Below are 15,302 nucleotides of genomic sequence, written 5' to 3' on the forward strand. Positions count from 1 at the left end.
TGGCAGCACTATGAAGCCAACCTGAAGGGGCGGCGTGTGGCGTTGTGGGGCGCTGCCTTCAAGCCAGGAACGGCACGCATCGACAATGCGCCTTCCTTGCGCCTGATAGAGGCCTTGTGGGCGCAAGGGGTAGAGGTGCACGTGCATGACCCCAAGGCCATGGGCACCCTCGGGGCCTGGGCCAAAGAACAAGGGCAGGTGCTGGCCTTGCATGATGACCCCTACGATGCGCTGCAGCAGGCGGATGCCTTGTTGCTGGTGACGGAGTGGAAGGGGTACTGGAGCCCGGATTTTGCGCGTATGGCGAAATTGATGCGCCATAGTGTCCTGCTGGATGGCCGCAATATCTGGGATCCGGATTTCGTCAAGGAAAGCGGTTTCGTGTACCACGGAATAGGCCGGCATTGAGCGCGGCGCCGGTGTCAGAGCGCAGGGCCGGGCAGTTCTGCCGGTTCTGGCGCGGCCCGGCGTGTGTGCAAGACCGGCAAGGGCGCCGGCAGGATATGCCGCCTGCGCGGCCTGCGAATCTTTCTGTGCCGCCAAGGTGCAGGGCATAAAGGTGTGAAATCTATGAGCTGGAACGCATTGCTGCAGCATGCGCTGGATATGAAGGTGCGCCATGTCGCATCGCTGTTTGCTGATGACCCTGAGCGCTTTGAGTCTTTGCATTGCCGCTTCGGGCCGCTGCTGTTCGACTATTCCAAACAACGCCTGCTGCCGCAAACCCTGGATATGTTGTGCGATGTGGCGCGTGAGGCCGGCCTGGAACACTGGATGAACGAGCTGTTTTCCGGCGCGTCGGTGAATGCGACGGAAGGGCGCGCTGCGCTGCATTGGGCCTTGCGTGTTCCCGACGATATGCCATGCGTGCTGGAAGATGAAGATATTGGCGTGCAGGTGCATGAGCAGTTGCGCCACATGGAACGCATCGTGCGCAAGGTGCATGCCGGGCAATGGCGCGGGGTAACGGGCGAAGCCATTACCAATGTGGTCAATATCGGTGTGGGCGGTTCTGATTTGGGGCCGCAAATGGTTTGCCGCGCCCTGACCGCCGATTTCGGCGATACCCCCGTGCGTTTGCACTTTGCCTCGACCATGGATGGCAGCCAGCTGGCTTATCTGCTGCGCACCTTGAATCCGCATACGACACTATTCATTATTTCTTCCAAGTCGTTCACGACGGTGGATACCCTGGCCAATGCGGAAACCGCCTTGCATTGGCTGCGCCGCAGTCTGGGGGATATGGAAGGCCTGCTGCGTTGCCACTTTATCGGTGTGTCTTCTGTCGCAGAAAAAATGACGCAGTGGGGGATTCCGGAAGAGAACCAACTGCGTATCTGGGATTGGGTCGGGGGCCGCTTTTCGCTTTGGTCGGCAATCGGCCTGCCGATTGCGCTGGCCCTGGGGATGGACGGATTCCGCAGCCTGTTGCGCGGCGCACGCGATATGGACCAGCATTTCCGGCATGCGCCCTGGCGTGAAAATCTGCCAGTGCTGATGGCCTTGATTGGTGTCTGGAACATCAATGCCCTGGGTGTTCATGCCCTGGCTGTTTTGCCTTATGACGGGCGTTTGCATCATTTGCCCGCCTATCTGGAACAGCTGGAAATGGAGTCGAATGGCAAAAGTACCCGCCGTGACGGCAAGCCTGTCAGCCGGGCGACTTGCCCCATTATCTGGGGCGGCGTTGGCCCGAATGCCCAGCACGCTTTCTACCAGCTGCTGCATCAGGGCACCGAGGCCGTCGCTTGCGATTTCATCGTGCCGGTGCGCCGCTACCGCGAACACGCTTATACCGAAGCCATGCGTGAACTGGTGGCGCAGCATGAGCTGGCGCTGGCGAATTGCCTGGCGCAGTCGCGTTTGCTGGCGCTGGGCGATGCCGCGCTGCCCGAAGCGGTGGCGGATTTGCCGGTGCACATGCGTTACCGGGGCAATCAGGCATGCTCCACCTTGTTGCTCGATGAGTTGTCACCCTATAGCCTGGGCGCGCTGGTTGCCATGTACGAACACAAGGTATTCGTGCAATCCGTGATCTGGGGCATTAACCCCTTCGATCAATGGGGGGTGGAAATGGGCAAACGCATTGCGACCGAGACCCTGAAACGCATACGTGCGCCGGAAGAAGACGTCAGCGGCACGGATGCATCGACCGCCGGGCTGCTGCGCCGTATCCGTCAGGCGTGAACAAGGCCTGGCAGGCTAAGGTCGCCTAAGCCTGCCAGGCCTGGCCTGCCAAGCCTGATCTGCCAACATGCCGCGGCGCAGCGCCGGGGTGCCTGGCCTTGGCCTTTCCCCGCGTTCAGCCTGGAGAGGGCGCCAGGTCGGTGGCAGACGCCACGCCATGGACTTCCACGCGGTTGCGGCCATTATGTTTGGCCTGATACAGCATGAGGTCCGCATACTTCAGGACGGCGCCAATATCGGCGTCATCTTCGGGCCAACTGGCCACACCCAGTGAAATCGTAATATGGCCGACGATGGTGAAGTCCACGGCGGCAATGCGCAGGCGCAAACGCTCGGCGACTTGGGCGGCCAGGGCTTTATCGGTGCGCGGCAGCAGAATCAGGAATTCCTCGCCGCCTACCCGGCAGGGCAAGTCCAGGTGGCGGGAGGCTTGCATCATTTCCTGCGCCAGCATCTGTAGCACGACATCGCCCGCATCATGGCCGTAGGTGTCGTTGACACGCTTGAAGCGGTCGATATCAACGGAAATAATCGAAAAGCTGGTGCCGGTCTGGCGGTGTTGCTCCAGGGCGGCATCCAGGCTGCGGCGGTTGGCAAGCCGGGTCAAGGGGTCGGTTTCCGCGTCTTCCCGCAATTTGCTGATTTTCTGGTTCAGCAGGGTAACGCCCAGCAACATGACGCGTTTGAGTTCGTGCGCTTCGAAATACCAGGATCGGACGCGATTGATTTTGTCCCCGGTATTCGGGTCTTCCATATTGCCTGCTTCATTGGCCAGCAATTGCAGCGGCTGCGACACCTTGCTGGCGCACCACCAGATCAGGATAAAGATCAGGACGGCGAAAGGCACCGTATGGAAGAGCATTTTCTGCATCAAGGCATCCAGTGGCGCCAGCGTGGCGCTGACTGGGCGCTGGGCCACAATACCCCAGTTGGTCAGGGGCATGATCGCATAGCCGGTAATCATCTCTATGCCTTTGCTATTGGTCACGACGCCGCTGCCTGAGCGTTTCTGCAGCAGGCTTTCTATCGTGGCATTGCGCCGCGCCGCAGCACCGATACGGGTACTGTCGGGGTGATAGAGGATAGTGCCGTGCTGATCAATGACGTACAGATAGGATCCGTCACGGTAATAGTGGGTGCCCAGCAGGCGGTTCAGAATGCTGTCCTGTTTCAGGTAGATGGAGCCGCCCACGACACCGAGAAAATCGCCATTCGTGGAGAAAACCGGCTGTGACATGAAAATCAGGAAATTGCCGACAGTGGAAAGATAGGGCTTGCTGATCAGCGGCTTGCGGGCAGCCAGGGCTTCCTGGATGCCTAGCGTGGTCAAGCGGCGGCCAAGGATGCCCAGGGTATTGGGTGAGGTCGAAAGCACATCGCCGTTAGCGTCGGTGATAACGACGGAGTTGAATGTATCAGTCTGGGTGTGCAGCCGCGCGGCTTCTTCTTCCAGCCGTGGCGTATTGTCCATCTGGGAGGCCAGAATCTGGGCGGCTGCATGCAATTGCTGCAGCGAGGCATTCAGAAACTCGTCGGTGCTGGTGGCCAGCTTGTTGGCATACAAATAGCTGCTTTCCAAGGTTTGGTCTATCAATTGCTGGCGCTGCACCGTATAGCTGGAATGAAAGGTGCTGATCAACGCGGCAAAGGCGCTGAGCAGTGAAAGAAACAGGATGAGGCGGCGAAGATTGATTCGGAGTGAAAAAGAGTGGGGCATCCTGTCAGTCCGCACGAATGGGTTCAAGCCGTGCCACTCAGGGATGGCACGCGCAGCATGGCGTTTGTCTGCGCGGCCCTGGTGGCAAGGGCCGCGCGCGAACGGAAATACGGAGAATTAAAACGTGGCTGCTGTGTGCTCGTGATGTAGCGGTTCGGCAGGGCTGCCGTCACATTGCGCGCAGTGTGACAGCCCCTGAATGATGGCACATTCTTCTACGGGATGGTCGCCATTGCATTGGCGGCGCAGGCTATCGAGCCGGGTGCGCAGATCGTTCAGGGCCGCCATGCGCTGTTCGATCTCTTCGATGTGGCGGTCCAGCAGGGTATTGACCTGCTGGCAGCCTTGCCGGGGTTCTTCGCGCAGGGCCAGCAAGGTGCGGATCTCGTCCAGTGACATATCCAGGGAGCGGCAATGGCGCACGAACAGCAGGCGCTCATGGTGCTCGGCGCCATAAACGCGGTAATTGCTGCTGTTGCGCAAAGGCGGCGGCAGCAAGCCGATTTGTTCGTAGTAGCGGATGGTTTCGACCCCGCAACCGGTGTGTTGGGCAAGCTGGCCTATTTTCATGGCAGTCTCCGGGACGATAGGGAAAGGGCGGTATCTCGTCTTTCTCATTATAGCGCTTGACCCTATAGCCACTACAGGGTTTGTAATGAGGGCAAGATTAATGCAACAGCAGGATGCATGCCATGGAAAACAATCGGCTCAAACAGGCGGAACATGAGGCCTTGCCTGGCGGCCCCGTCAGCGGGCGCCCCGATGGCAAGCGGGAGCACCAGCAGGATTCGACGCAGGCGCATCAGCATGAGGGTCATCATGGCCACAGCCATACGCATGCCCATGCCCATGCCGGCGCCCACAGCCATGACCATTCGCAGGGCCATGGCAACGGCAATGGCAAGGGCAGCGCATGCTGCGCGCCGGGGAATGTGCCGGGGAGTGTGACGGGCAATGCGGCGGCGTGCGCGGAACCATGTGCCGCGGATGCTGGCGGGGATGCCTTGTCCTGCTGCGACCATGGCGATCATGGGCATAGCACCGAATTCGGCTGGCCGCTCTGGGTAGCGGGGGCCGCCGCGCTGGGGTCGGAAATCGTTCACTGGATGCTGGGGGACGGCAACTGGGCCGTTTTGCTGCTCGCAGTCATCGCCATTGTTTGCAGCGGTTTTTCGACCTACAAGGCTGGTCTGGCCGCATTGGCGCGCCTGGATTTGAACATGAACGCGCTGATGACCGTCGCGGTCACAGGCGCGGTGCTGATCGGGCAATGGCCCGAGGCGGCAATGGTCATGTTCCTGTTTACCCTGGCGGAACTGATTGAAGCGCGTTCTCTGGAGCGCGCCCGCAATGCCGTCCGCACCTTGATGGATATTGCGCCTGAAACTGTGGATGTGCAGCAGGCAGACGGCAGCTGGTCGCCGCAGCCGGCCGCGCAGGTGCCGGTTGGCAGCCTGGTGCGGGCGCGCCCTGGTGAACGTATCGCCCTGGACGGCGACATTGTCGAGGGGCAGGCGGCGCTGGATCAGTCTCCCATTACAGGGGAAAGCTTGCCGGTCGAGAAAGGCCCGGGGGATGCTGTCTTTGCCGGCAGTATCAATACCTCCACGCTGGTGCTGTATCGCAGCACGGCACCGGCGGATGGCTCGAAACTGGCGCGCATTATTGCGGTCGTGGAAGGCGCGCAGGCTACCCGGGCGCCGACGCAGCGGTTTGTGGACCGGTTCGCCCGGATTTATACGCCAGCTGTGTTTGTGATTGCGCTGCTGGTTGCGCTGCTGCCGCCGCTTTTGTTGGGCGGCGCCTGGATGGACTGGATTTACCGGGCCTTGGTGCTGCTGGTCATTGCCTGCCCCTGCGCCTTGGTCATTTCGACACCCGTGACGATTGTCAGCGGCCTGGCGGCTGCGGCGCGAGTCGGGGTGCTGGTCAAAGGGGGCGCTTTCCTGGAGCAGGGGCGCAAGCTTTCCTGGGTGGCGCTGGACAAGACCGGCACGCTGACGCATGGCAAACCGGCATTGACCGATATCCGTCTTCATAACGGCATGGGAATGGCCGCGCCGCAAGAGGCGGCGCAGGGGGATGCCGTGCTGGTGCTGGCCGCCAGCCTGGCGGCCCTGTCGGATCATCCGGTCTCACAGGCGGTGGCGCGGCATGCGGCGAGCCGCGGCTTGGCGCTGCGTGAGGTGGATGGGTTTGAGGCTGTCAGCGGGCAAGGCACCAAAGGCCGGATGGACGGGCAGGATTACCGCCTGGGCAACTGGAAGCTGATGGCAGACGGCGGCGTGGCGGATGGCGCTGCGCAGGCCGCCATGGATGCGCTGGCCAGTGAAGGCAAGACCGTGGTGGCCCTGGCCTCAGGCACGCAGATGCTGGCCCTCTTCGGGGTGGCGGATACCTTGCGGGCCAGCAGCCGCGAGGCGATTGCCGAGCTGCATGCGCTGGGCGTTTCCACCTTGATGCTGAGCGGGGACAATCAGCATGTTGCGCAAGCGATTGCGCGTGAGGCCGGAATTGATGATGCCCGGGGCAATCAGTTGCCGGAAGACAAGCTGGCCGCTGTGCGTGGTTTGCAGCAGCGCGGCATCGTGGTGGGTATGGTGGGGGATGGCATCAATGATGCGCCCGCGCTGGCGCAGGCCGATATCGGTTTTGCCATGGGGGCGGCGGGCTCAGATACCGCGATGGAGACTGCCGATGTTGCCCTGATGGATGACGACCTGCGCAAGCTGCCGTACTTCGTCCGGCTCGCGCGCCGCACGGCGAGGGTGTTGTGGCAGAACATCGGCCTGGCTCTGGGCATCAAAGTCATTTTCCTGGTGCTGGCCATTGCCGGTGAGGCCAGCATGTGGATGGCGGTGTTTGCCGATATGGGGGCCAGCCTGCTGGTTGTCTTCAACGGCCTGCGCCTGTTGCGCGCCAAGGCATAGTCCAGATAGCCCCAGCCCCGCGCTAGCGGTGCCTCAAGGGCTGGGCAAGCGCTGCGTCATGCCCCGTATTTCATGCCCCGCTTGCCGGGGCATTTGTCTGCTTGCGGCGGTGGGAGGGGGCGGTCGGGGGCGGGCCGCAAGTCAGGTGGTCTGGAAGTTTCAGGGAAACTGGTCTGTCTGAGGCTGGCGCTGGCGCGATATAAATCAGCGCAAGCCCGATGCAATAGGCATGGGCGCAGCGTTACCGGCCGATTGCCGGTGCCAGAACATCGCCAGCCCAGGCTGGCAAGGATTGCACCATGACAACAGCAGTAAACACCTTGATCGCGGTTCGCCCGCTCACGCAAGCAGACTTCGGGGCATGGCATGCCTATTGGGCTGCGTATCAGATTTTCTATCAGGTCGAGCTGGATGCGGCGGTGACCCAGACCACCTGGGCGCGGTTTTTCGACCCGGCGGAACCGGTGCATTGCGCGGTCGCGGCCGACGAGACGCGGATCTACGGTTTTGTGACCTATGTCTATCATCGCTCCACCTGGGGGCGCCATGACTTTTGCTATCTGGAAGACCTGTATGTGGATCCGGCGGCCCGTGGCCATCATGTCGGCAAGCAATTGATCGAGTATGTGCAGGCCCAGGCTCGCGAACAGCAATGCGATCGCCTCTACTGGCATACGCAGGAAAGCAATCATACCGCTCAGCGTTTGTATGATTGGGTGGCGCAAAAGCCGGGTGTGATTGAATACCGGATGCCAGTGGGCAGCGCCGCCTGAACGGTTTGTACCTTCGCAACAGCCTAAGAAAAACCGGCCCTGCAAGCAGATTGCAGGGCCGGTTTTTTGTCTAAGGCCAAGTGCGGCAGCGCGGTTGCGGGCTGCTGGTTGCGAGCTGTTTTGAGCAACTGCCTTGAGCGGCTGTTGCGGGCTTTGATCCAGCTGTAATCCGGCAGCTTTATTCCGGCGGTTTTACTCTGGCGGCGTTACTCTGGCTTGTGGGCCGCCTGTTGCAGCTTCCGGCTGCGGCGCCGCTGAATCCAGACTTGCCCCATGGGCAGCAGCACCGAGATGGCAATGATGGCCAGCGCGAGCAGCGTCAGGTTGTTGCGCACAATGGGCAGGTTGCCGAACAGGTAGCCGGCATAAACGAATAGCGCCACCCACAGAATTGCGCCCAGTGCGTTAAAGAGCATGAAGGTGCGGTAGTGCATGCGGCTCATACCGGCTACAAACGGGGCAAAGGTGCGCACGATGGGGGCGAAACGGGCAATGATGATGGTGGAGCGGCCATGGCGTTCATAGAACTGTTCCGCCAACATCAGGTGGCTGCGCTTGAACAGCCGGGAATCCGGGTTGCTGAACAGTTTGGCGCCGAAATATTTGCCGATGGTGTAGTTCACTGTATCGCCAATAATGGCGGCAGCGAGCAGCAGCAGGGCGATGCCGTGCACGTTCAGCGGGGTATCCGGTAGCGCCGCAAAGGCGCCTGTCATGAACAGCAGCGAATCCCCTGGCAGGAAGGGGGTAACCACCAGACCGGTTTCGCAAAAGACGATCAGGAACAGGATCAGATAGACCCAAACGCCGTAATCCCGTATCAGCTCAGCCAGGTGGGCATCTATGTGCAGGATGAAGTCAAAAAGATAGACAAAAAGATCGCTGATGTAGCTGAAGAATTCCATTACAGGTCAGGCTAGGGGTCTGCGCGTATCGCGGAGCCGAAAGCATAGCGCTTTGCGATACGCAAGGGGATGACGAGGGGTAACTTATTGCTGAGGTTTATCGCCCGGCGCGTCGGCAGCCGCTGCTTTCGGTTTGCGGCGGCTGGTTTTTTTGGCCGGTGCGGCGGCTGCGGCAGCCGCAGTGTCCGTATCCGCGGCTGTCTCGGGGGCTTCCGCAGCGCGGGCCGTTTTGCTTGGTCTGGCTGTTTTGGCGCTTTTTGCGGCCGCCCGGGGTTTGCCAGGTTTGCTAGTGTTGGTCGTGGCGGTTTCAGGCGAGATAGGCGAGATGGCGGATGTTTGGCCGGGCAGCGCAGCCGATGGGGCCAATGGCGCCGTGCTCACACTATCGGCGCTGCTTGCCGCAGCAGGCGTGGCAGGCGCAGCAGCAGGTGCACCAGTGGCGGGCTGGCTGGTTTGCGGGCTTGCCGCTGCATGCGCTTGGCCGCCCTGGCTCTCCGCATGCTTGTCATGGCCGCTGGTATCGCGGCTCTCGCTGCTGTTGCGGTTTTGATTGCCGCCGCCACTGGTATTGCGGCCATTGCGCGGTCTGGCGGCTGACCTGCGCGCCGGTTTGGCCTGCTCCGCCAGCGCCGTCTCTTCGGCGGGGAGGGCGGCGCCAGGGGCGTTTCCGCCTTCTGGTGTTGCCGTTTGCGTGGCTGTCACTTGCGTGGTTGCTATTTGCGCGGCTGCCGTTTGTGACCTTGCCGGGGCAGGCGTAAGGTCTTCCGATGGCATGCGGGGGGTATGGCCGTCGGCCGGCTCAGTGCTCAGGTGTGCCTCTGTGTGGCGCTCGCGGGCCGCGGTATCGCCATGGCGGTGCTCATCCTTGCGCTTTTTCCGGTCGCCCTGGCGCTTGTCCTTATCGCGCCGTTCATCGCGTCTTTCGTCGCTGCGCCGGGCTTTGTCGCTGCCAGCGCCGCCTGACGGGTCGCTGCCTTCTTGCAGGCGTTCTGCGCGGTCCGCGCGTTCTTCGCGGTCTTCGTGCTGGGCTGGCGTGTCCGGGGCAACCGTACTGCCATCACGCCAGACATAGGTGCCGGAGCGCTCATCGCGGCCGACATGCAGCAGGCCGCGCGTCTGGGCATCTTCGAGCAGGTTGCCGAAGGCGCGGAAGCCATAGTAGGACTCGTTGAAATCAGGCCGGCGGCGCTTGATCGCGTCTTTCAGGACGGAAGCCCAGAGCTTGCTGCCATCCCCGCGTTCGGAAGACAGCGCATCATAGGTTTCCATGGCGATTTCAAGAGCCTGGGCGCGCCGCGTCTCCAGGTCTTCGCGGCGCGGCCGGTTGTCTTCGGGGCTGGCGCTGCGCTTGCCCTGGCCCGCGTCGCGAGTGCTCTGACGGCCGGAGCGGCGTGCCTGCTCACGGACCAGGTCATCATAAAAAATGAATTCATCGCAGTTGGCGATCAGCAAATCCGAGGTGGATTGTTTGACGCCCACGCCTATGACTTGCTTGGCATTTTCACGCAGCTTGGAGACCAGCGGAGAAAAGTCCGAGTCCCCGCTGATGATGACGAAGGTATCCACATGCGACTTGGTGTAGCACAGGTCCAGTGCGTCAACGACCAGCCGGATATCAGCCGAATTTTTGCCGGAATGGCGCACATGGGGAATTTCGATCAGTTCGAAGTTCGCTTCGTGCATGGCGTTTTTGAAGCCTTTGTAACGATCCCAGTCGCAATAGGCTTTTTTCACCACAATACTGCCTTTGACCAGCAGGCGTTCCAGTACGGGCCGGATATCGAATTGCTCGTACTGGGCGTCGCGAACGCCCAGGGCAACATTCTCGAAATCGCAGAAAACGGCCATGCTGATGCTGTCGCTATTGCCTGTTGCCATGCGTGAAAGCCCCAAAAAAACGTGCAAAAACTGCATATTAATGTGTTTCTCTGCGAGAGATGTGCAAAAACTAGAATTCGCATGATGGCGGATGCTGTAACACATGGTGTATAAATCAGCCTGATCGCAGTACGGCTGAACCGCTAGGACGATTCTGGGTTCGCTCTGAGGTATTTCGCGGCTGGATTGCAAAAGAGAGCGTATCAATGGAAAAAGAAGAAGACTTTGGTACGTGCGATGAAAGACTTCCTCTAGCCTTGCTGGGGGAAGCGGCGGTGGCCATGGTGTTTATGGACCAGGACGGCCGTATTTATTTTTTCAATCGTGCGTCAGAGCGGCTGTGGGGTTATGGTCGTTCGGAAGTTGTGGGGCGCGATGCCGGATTTCTGCTGCCTGCCGCGTTGCGGTGCAGCAATCCGCTATCGGGCGGCATACCGCCTGAAGAATATGGCCATGAGCAGGCTGAGGCCATTTGCTCGGCGCAAGGACGTGACGTCCGTGTGGCGCGCAAGGATGGCAGCTATGTGCATGCCGTGATGGCGCAAGTGCGCCTGGGCGATGGCGGCAGCCTGCTGGTAGGCTTGTGCCGTGGCGTGCAATGCGAGGAGGTCCACCTGGAGCCCTGGAAACGGCTGCAGGGCAGCGACGGCTGCCAGCTGTGGTCGCCGCATGAGCAGGCACGCCAGGCGCAGGAACAGAAAATCCGGGAGCTTGAGCGCGATATGCTGGCGGCTTTGACCAGCGGCATGTCGTTTGAAGAGTTGGGCCGCTACTTGTGCCAACTGGTGCATGGCATCGTGCCGGAAGTGTTGCCCTCGCTCATGACCGTGGATCAGGACGCAGGCACGCTGCAGGAATGGTTCATGGGGTTTTTATCGGAAGGCTACACCAGCACCATCGTCGGCCATGCCGTCGGGGAAGGTGTGGGCAGTTGCGGCACCGCCGCGGCGCGTGGCACCCGCGTGCTGGCTTACGATATTGCCACAGACCCGCTATGGCAGAATTTCCGCAGCGTGGCGCTGGCGCATAGCCTGCATGCATGCTGGTCGTATCCGATCAAGCGCCGTGACGGCAGTGTTGCCGCCATCTTTTCGTTCTACTCCCATGAAGCGCGCTGGCCGTCTGCGTTGCACGAGCGGATCATCAGCGCCTGCGTGCATTTGTGCGCCCTGGCGATCGAGCGTGAAGAAAGCCGCCAGCAGATGGCAAAACTGGTGCAATCGGATGCCTTGACGGGGCTGCCCAACCGCGGCCGCCTGCATGACTATGTCGATGCTTTGTTGCGCCGGTCGCCCGAGCAGGAAATGGGTTTTTTCTGCCTGGACATTGACCGTTTGCAGGATATCAATGCCACTTTGGGCCATGTGGCGGGTGACCATGCCCTGGTGCAGATTGCCAATGCCTTGCAGCAGACGCTGAAGTCCGGCGAGTTCCTGTCCCGTGCGGAAGGCGATTTGTTTGTCATCGTGATTCCAGGCTGCACCATTCGCCATGCCGCTGCCATGGCCGAGCGCTTGCTGGCCGCCGTGCGGGCGCCTGTCAATCTGGGCGGGCATCAGTTGAGCATGTCGGCCAGTATCGGGATCAGCCATTACCCTGATGGCAAACTGGATCGCGATATTCTGTTCAACAACGCCAAGAACGCCATGTATCGCGCCAAGCAGGCGGGGGGCGATGCCTATCAGTTCTTCAGTCCCGAAATGAATCAGCTGGCGCGCAGCCGTTTGCTGCTGGGGGCCGCTCTGAAACGGGCCATTGCGAATAATGCCTTGACGCTGGCGTATCAGCCGCAGGTATATACCGCCAACGGCCAGCTTCATTGCATGGAAGCGCTGGCACGCTGGAACGACCCGAAACTGGGCGAAATTCCGCCGGGACGCTTTATCAATCTGGCGGAGGAAATCGGCCAGATTGACGCGATAGGCGCCTGGGCATTGCGCGAGGCTTGCCGTCAGCTGGCGCAGTGGCGTCTGGACGGCCTGGATGTGCCTGCGGTGGCGGTGAATCTGTCACCCTTCAATTTCCGCAACCGCGATTTGCCGGACATGCTGGCGGGCTTGTTGAAAGAGTTCTGCCTGAATGGCACGGACCTGACCATAGAGATCACTGAAAGCGCCATGATGGCTATGACGCCTGAAATGCAGGATTTGCTGCATCGTGTGCGCCAGCTTGGCATAGGCTTGTCGGTGGATGACTTCGGGACGGGGTTCTCCAGCCTATCCAATCTGGTGAATCTGCCGGTCACGGAAGTCAAGATTGACCGCAGCTTCATCAGCAGGAGCCAGGAGGACCCCCGCTTGCAGGCGCTGGTCGCCTCGGTGATCGGGATTGGCCGCAGTCTGGGGCTGGCGGTGGTAGCAGAAGGGGTGGAAACCCGCGGGCAGTGTGAATTATTGGTGGCTTATCGCTGCCCGATTTCGCAAGGTTACCTATTTTCGCGCCCCTTGCCGGCGGCGGATGTGCCTGCCTGGCTCAAGCAGCTGGAAGAAGATAGCGGCTTTGTTTTTCAGCGCTGCCAGGGCGCCGAGTAATTTTCGCCTTGTTCTGTATCAGGCCCGCAGCGCGCCGCTGCGGGCCTGATACACCGTTGCCGGATTTCAGGCAACCTGCCTGCGGTTGGCTGCCAGCCGGCGCTTCAGGCTGATTTCCGCCATGTCGATTTCCTGCACCAGGCCGCGCATGGTTTCATCATTGATGAGATTCTTGCGGCGCAGGGCATAGATGGCGCGCCGTTCCGCCTGCAGGCCGCGCAAGCGCATTTCCTGTTCAATGAGATAGCGCTGCTTGCGTTCGATCACTGCACGCGAATCACTGAGCCCATCGACTTCTTTTTCGGGATCGTCCGCACCTTCGGCCTGATGGGCTTCCATCATTTCGATGCGGCGGCGGTACTCCTTGGTCAGCAAACCGATGATTTCCTGGTGTTGCGTCAGCCATTTTGCATCGTGTGCGGCAATCTCGGCATCGGTAATGGCCATGCTGTTGATGGCTTGCTGGCAGGCCTGGATGCGTGCCAGACGTTCTTCTTCCTCAGCGTGGTCTGTCGTGGCCTTGGGCAGACCGCGCAGCAGCAGCGGCAATGCCACGCTGCCCAGGATCAGCGTTAGCAGAATGACGCCCGTGGCCAGAAAGACGACCAGGTCGCGTGCCGGGAAGGGCGTTTTTGCATTGAGCATCAATGGAAAGGAGAGCGCTGCCGCCAGCGTGACCGCGCCCCGGATGCCGGCAAATGTGGTGGCGACCAATAGCCGCTGCGGCGGGCGTTCCGAGATTTTGTCTGCGGTACGGATGCGGAACCAGCGGCCATAGACCACGAAGGTCAGCCAAAGCCAGCGCACCAGCAGCAGCGCGGCAGCGATGATGAAGACAAACCCCGTGAGTTCCCACCAGTGATAGCTGTGGGAGTCCATCATGGTGCGGGAAATTGTGGGCAGCTGCAGGCCGAGCAACAGGAAGATGGCGCCGTTGAACGACGATTCCACCATGGACCAGGTGCTGTCCGTCTGCAGGCGTTCGTGAATGAATTCCCCCCGGTCCAGGTCAGCCATATTCGTGGTGATCCCGGCGGCAACCGCAGCCAGAATGCCGGAGGTGCCTATGACTTCCGCCAGCAGATAGACGGCAAAAGGCAGCAGCACCAGTAGCAGCACCATTTGCGTGGCGGCCATATCGCCCAGGCGCCGAGTAATGTTTTTGCGCGCGGTGCTGAAGCCCCAGCCCATCAGGGCGCCCAGGCTCAGGCCGCCGACACACATCCAGACGAAATCGCGGGCGGCGTCCAGCGCGGAAAAAGCGCCAGTCAGCGTGGCTGCCAGCGCGAATTTCAGCGCCACCAGGCCCGAGGCATCATTCAGCAGCGATTCCCCTTCCAGGATATGCATAGTTTTATGCGGCATGCCCAGGTTACGGGTAATCGCCGACACGGCCACGGCATCGGTGGGCGACACCACTGCCGCCAGGGCGAAAGCCACCGACAGCGGCATGGAGGGCAGCAGCCAATGAATCAGGTAGCCCAGCCCCAGCACGGTAATGAAGACCAGCCCGAACGCCAGCAGCAGCACCGGGCGGTGCAGGCCGAAGAGTTCACGCTTGGGAATGCGCCAGCCATCGGCGAACAGCAAGGGAGGGATAAACAGCAGCAGGAACAGTTCGGGATCGAAGCCGATGTGCAGGCCCGCCTGAGGCCAGGAAAGCAGCGCGCCAATGGTGATCTGGATCAGGGGCAGGGGGATGGCCGTCAGGTAGCGTGACGCTACGCCGGTGACGGCACCGAGCATCAATACCAGTAGGATGATCTCTACGGTGTGCATGGTGATTTAGGCTGCGGCAGAACAGGAATGGGAAGGATCAGGATGCCATTGTTGCATGTGCGTCCCGTCATCGTGCAGGAGATTGATCATTTTTGTCTGTAGGAATGCGCTTGATTTGAGGGGGCGGCTGCGGCTATTATTCGATATATAAAAATATATATTATTTATATGTATTTCGTTATGGAAAAGCTCAATTCGGGCCGATCATTCTTTGGGAGCGCATGACATGCAACAGACCGATTTCGTCGCAACCGTATTCGACGGGCGCAGCAACCCGAATAAAGTCACGGTGACGTTCACCATGGCCCTCAATGCCGTGCGCAAAGGGTATAGCGCGACCGTCATCCTGATGGTGGAAGCCGTTGAGCTGGGCAAGCCCGGTGCGGCCGAAGGCCTGGATATCGGCAAGCCTTTCGAGCCGGTCGCGCATTTGCTGGCGCAATACCTGGCGCTAGGCGGCAAGGTGGCCATCTGCGGTTCGTGCATGATTCACAATGGCTTGCAAGCCGAAGAGATGGACCCGCGCTATGCCATTATTACCGCGCCTGATGTCATTGATTTGCTGATGGGCGCGCGCGGGTCCTTGCAGATTACCTGATGGC

Annotated in this window: 11 protein-coding genes; 6 read left to right on the forward strand and 5 right to left on the reverse strand. The window is 60.7% G+C overall.

Translation table 11 applies throughout. The annotated features are described in order from the left end of the window. Together ACTJGZ_RS07220 and pgi are read left to right on the forward strand one after the other, a co-directional pair. Positions 1 to 408: UDP binding domain-containing protein (locus ACTJGZ_RS07220; RefSeq protein ID WP_441662266.1), on the forward strand; the 408-nt coding region annotated here is incomplete at its 5' end. Between the two features lie 162 nt (positions 409 to 570). Further along, complete coding sequence (gene pgi, locus ACTJGZ_RS07225; RefSeq protein ID WP_441662267.1) at positions 571 to 2,187, forward strand: glucose-6-phosphate isomerase; 1,617 nt, start codon at positions 571 to 573, stop codon at positions 2,185 to 2,187. A 115-nt stretch (positions 2,188 to 2,302) separates the two neighbouring features. Here the strand turns inward: pgi and ACTJGZ_RS07230 are convergent, their stop codons facing one another. Both ACTJGZ_RS07230 and cadR read right to left on the reverse strand, forming a co-directional pair. Continuing rightward, positions 2,303 to 3,904: a sensor domain-containing diguanylate cyclase gene (locus ACTJGZ_RS07230; RefSeq protein ID WP_441662268.1), complete on the reverse strand. Its 1,602-nt coding sequence runs from the start codon at positions 3,902 to 3,904 to the stop codon at positions 2,303 to 2,305. A 117-nt stretch (positions 3,905 to 4,021) separates the two neighbouring features. Continuing rightward, positions 4,022 to 4,474 carry a Cd(II)/Pb(II)-responsive transcriptional regulator gene (gene cadR, locus ACTJGZ_RS07235; RefSeq protein ID WP_441662269.1) on the reverse strand — a complete coding sequence of 151 codons (453 nt, stop codon included), beginning with the start codon at positions 4,472 to 4,474 and terminating at the stop codon, positions 4,022 to 4,024. A 122-nt stretch (positions 4,475 to 4,596) separates the two neighbouring features. On the opposite strand from cadR, the gene ACTJGZ_RS07240 reads away from it, so the two are divergent. Together ACTJGZ_RS07240 and ACTJGZ_RS07245 are read left to right on the forward strand one after the other, a co-directional pair. After that, positions 4,597 to 6,834 carry a heavy metal translocating P-type ATPase gene (locus ACTJGZ_RS07240; protein ID WP_441662270.1) on the forward strand — a complete coding sequence of 746 codons (2,238 nt, stop codon included), beginning with the start codon at positions 4,597 to 4,599 and terminating at the stop codon, positions 6,832 to 6,834. Between the two features lie 299 nt (positions 6,835 to 7,133). Further along, positions 7,134 to 7,607 carry a GNAT family N-acetyltransferase gene (locus tag ACTJGZ_RS07245; protein WP_441662271.1) on the forward strand — a complete coding sequence of 158 codons (474 nt, stop codon included), beginning with the start codon at positions 7,134 to 7,136 and terminating at the stop codon, positions 7,605 to 7,607. Positions 7,608 to 7,813: 206 nt separating this feature from the next. On the opposite strand, the gene ACTJGZ_RS07250 is transcribed toward ACTJGZ_RS07245, so the two are convergent. Both ACTJGZ_RS07250 and ACTJGZ_RS07255 read right to left on the reverse strand, forming a co-directional pair. Further along, on the reverse strand, positions 7,814 to 8,512 hold the full coding sequence (locus ACTJGZ_RS07250) for a DedA family protein (protein ID WP_441662272.1): 699 nt from the start codon (positions 8,510 to 8,512) through the stop codon (positions 7,814 to 7,816). An 84-nt stretch (positions 8,513 to 8,596) separates the two neighbouring features. Continuing rightward, positions 8,597 to 10,390 carry an NYN domain-containing protein gene (locus ACTJGZ_RS07255; RefSeq protein ID WP_441662273.1) on the reverse strand — a complete coding sequence of 598 codons (1,794 nt, stop codon included), beginning with the start codon at positions 10,388 to 10,390 and terminating at the stop codon, positions 8,597 to 8,599. 206 nt (positions 10,391 to 10,596) lie between these two features. On the opposite strand from ACTJGZ_RS07255, the gene ACTJGZ_RS07260 reads away from it, so the two are divergent. Further along, complete coding sequence (locus ACTJGZ_RS07260) at positions 10,597 to 12,921, forward strand: EAL domain-containing protein (RefSeq protein WP_441662274.1); 2,325 nt, start codon at positions 10,597 to 10,599, stop codon at positions 12,919 to 12,921. 66 nt (positions 12,922 to 12,987) lie between these two features. On the opposite strand, the gene ACTJGZ_RS07265 is transcribed toward ACTJGZ_RS07260, so the two are convergent. Further along, positions 12,988 to 14,700 carry a Na+/H+ antiporter gene (locus tag ACTJGZ_RS07265; RefSeq protein WP_441662275.1) on the reverse strand — a complete coding sequence of 571 codons (1,713 nt, stop codon included), beginning with the start codon at positions 14,698 to 14,700 and terminating at the stop codon, positions 12,988 to 12,990. 226 nt (positions 14,701 to 14,926) lie between these two features. Here ACTJGZ_RS07265 and ACTJGZ_RS07270 point away from each other — a divergent pair, with 226 nt between their 5' ends. Continuing rightward, positions 14,927 to 15,298 carry a DsrE family protein gene (locus tag ACTJGZ_RS07270; protein WP_441662276.1) on the forward strand — a complete coding sequence of 124 codons (372 nt, stop codon included), beginning with the start codon at positions 14,927 to 14,929 and terminating at the stop codon, positions 15,296 to 15,298. Positions 15,299 to 15,302: the final 4 nt, after the last annotated feature.

Origin of the sequence: Kerstersia sp., assembly GCF_052103615.1 — a bacterium.
Lineage (GTDB): Bacteria > Pseudomonadota > Gammaproteobacteria > Burkholderiales > Burkholderiaceae_B > Kerstersia.

Excerpts from the sequence above, each read along its gene's own strand:
- pgi (WP_441662267.1), top strand. The coding sequence starts at position 571 with ATGAGCTGGAACGCATTGCTGCAGCATGCGCTGGATATGAAGGTGCGC.
- ACTJGZ_RS07230 (WP_441662268.1), bottom strand. The coding sequence starts at position 3,904 with ATGCCCCACTCTTTTTCACTCCGAATCAATCTTCGCCGCCTCATCCTG.
- cadR (WP_441662269.1), bottom strand. The coding sequence starts at position 4,474 with ATGAAAATAGGCCAGCTTGCCCAACACACCGGTTGCGGGGTCGAAACC.
- ACTJGZ_RS07240 (WP_441662270.1), top strand. The coding sequence starts at position 4,597 with ATGGAAAACAATCGGCTCAAACAGGCGGAACATGAGGCCTTGCCTGGC.
- ACTJGZ_RS07245 (WP_441662271.1), top strand. The coding sequence starts at position 7,134 with ATGACAACAGCAGTAAACACCTTGATCGCGGTTCGCCCGCTCACGCAA.
- ACTJGZ_RS07250 (WP_441662272.1), bottom strand. The coding sequence starts at position 8,512 with ATGGAATTCTTCAGCTACATCAGCGATCTTTTTGTCTATCTTTTTGAC.
- ACTJGZ_RS07255 (WP_441662273.1), bottom strand. The coding sequence starts at position 10,390 with ATGGCAACAGGCAATAGCGACAGCATCAGCATGGCCGTTTTCTGCGAT.
- ACTJGZ_RS07260 (WP_441662274.1), top strand. The coding sequence starts at position 10,597 with ATGGAAAAAGAAGAAGACTTTGGTACGTGCGATGAAAGACTTCCTCTA.
- ACTJGZ_RS07265 (WP_441662275.1), bottom strand. The coding sequence starts at position 14,700 with ATGCACACCGTAGAGATCATCCTACTGGTATTGATGCTCGGTGCCGTC.
- ACTJGZ_RS07270 (WP_441662276.1), top strand. The coding sequence starts at position 14,927 with ATGCAACAGACCGATTTCGTCGCAACCGTATTCGACGGGCGCAGCAAC.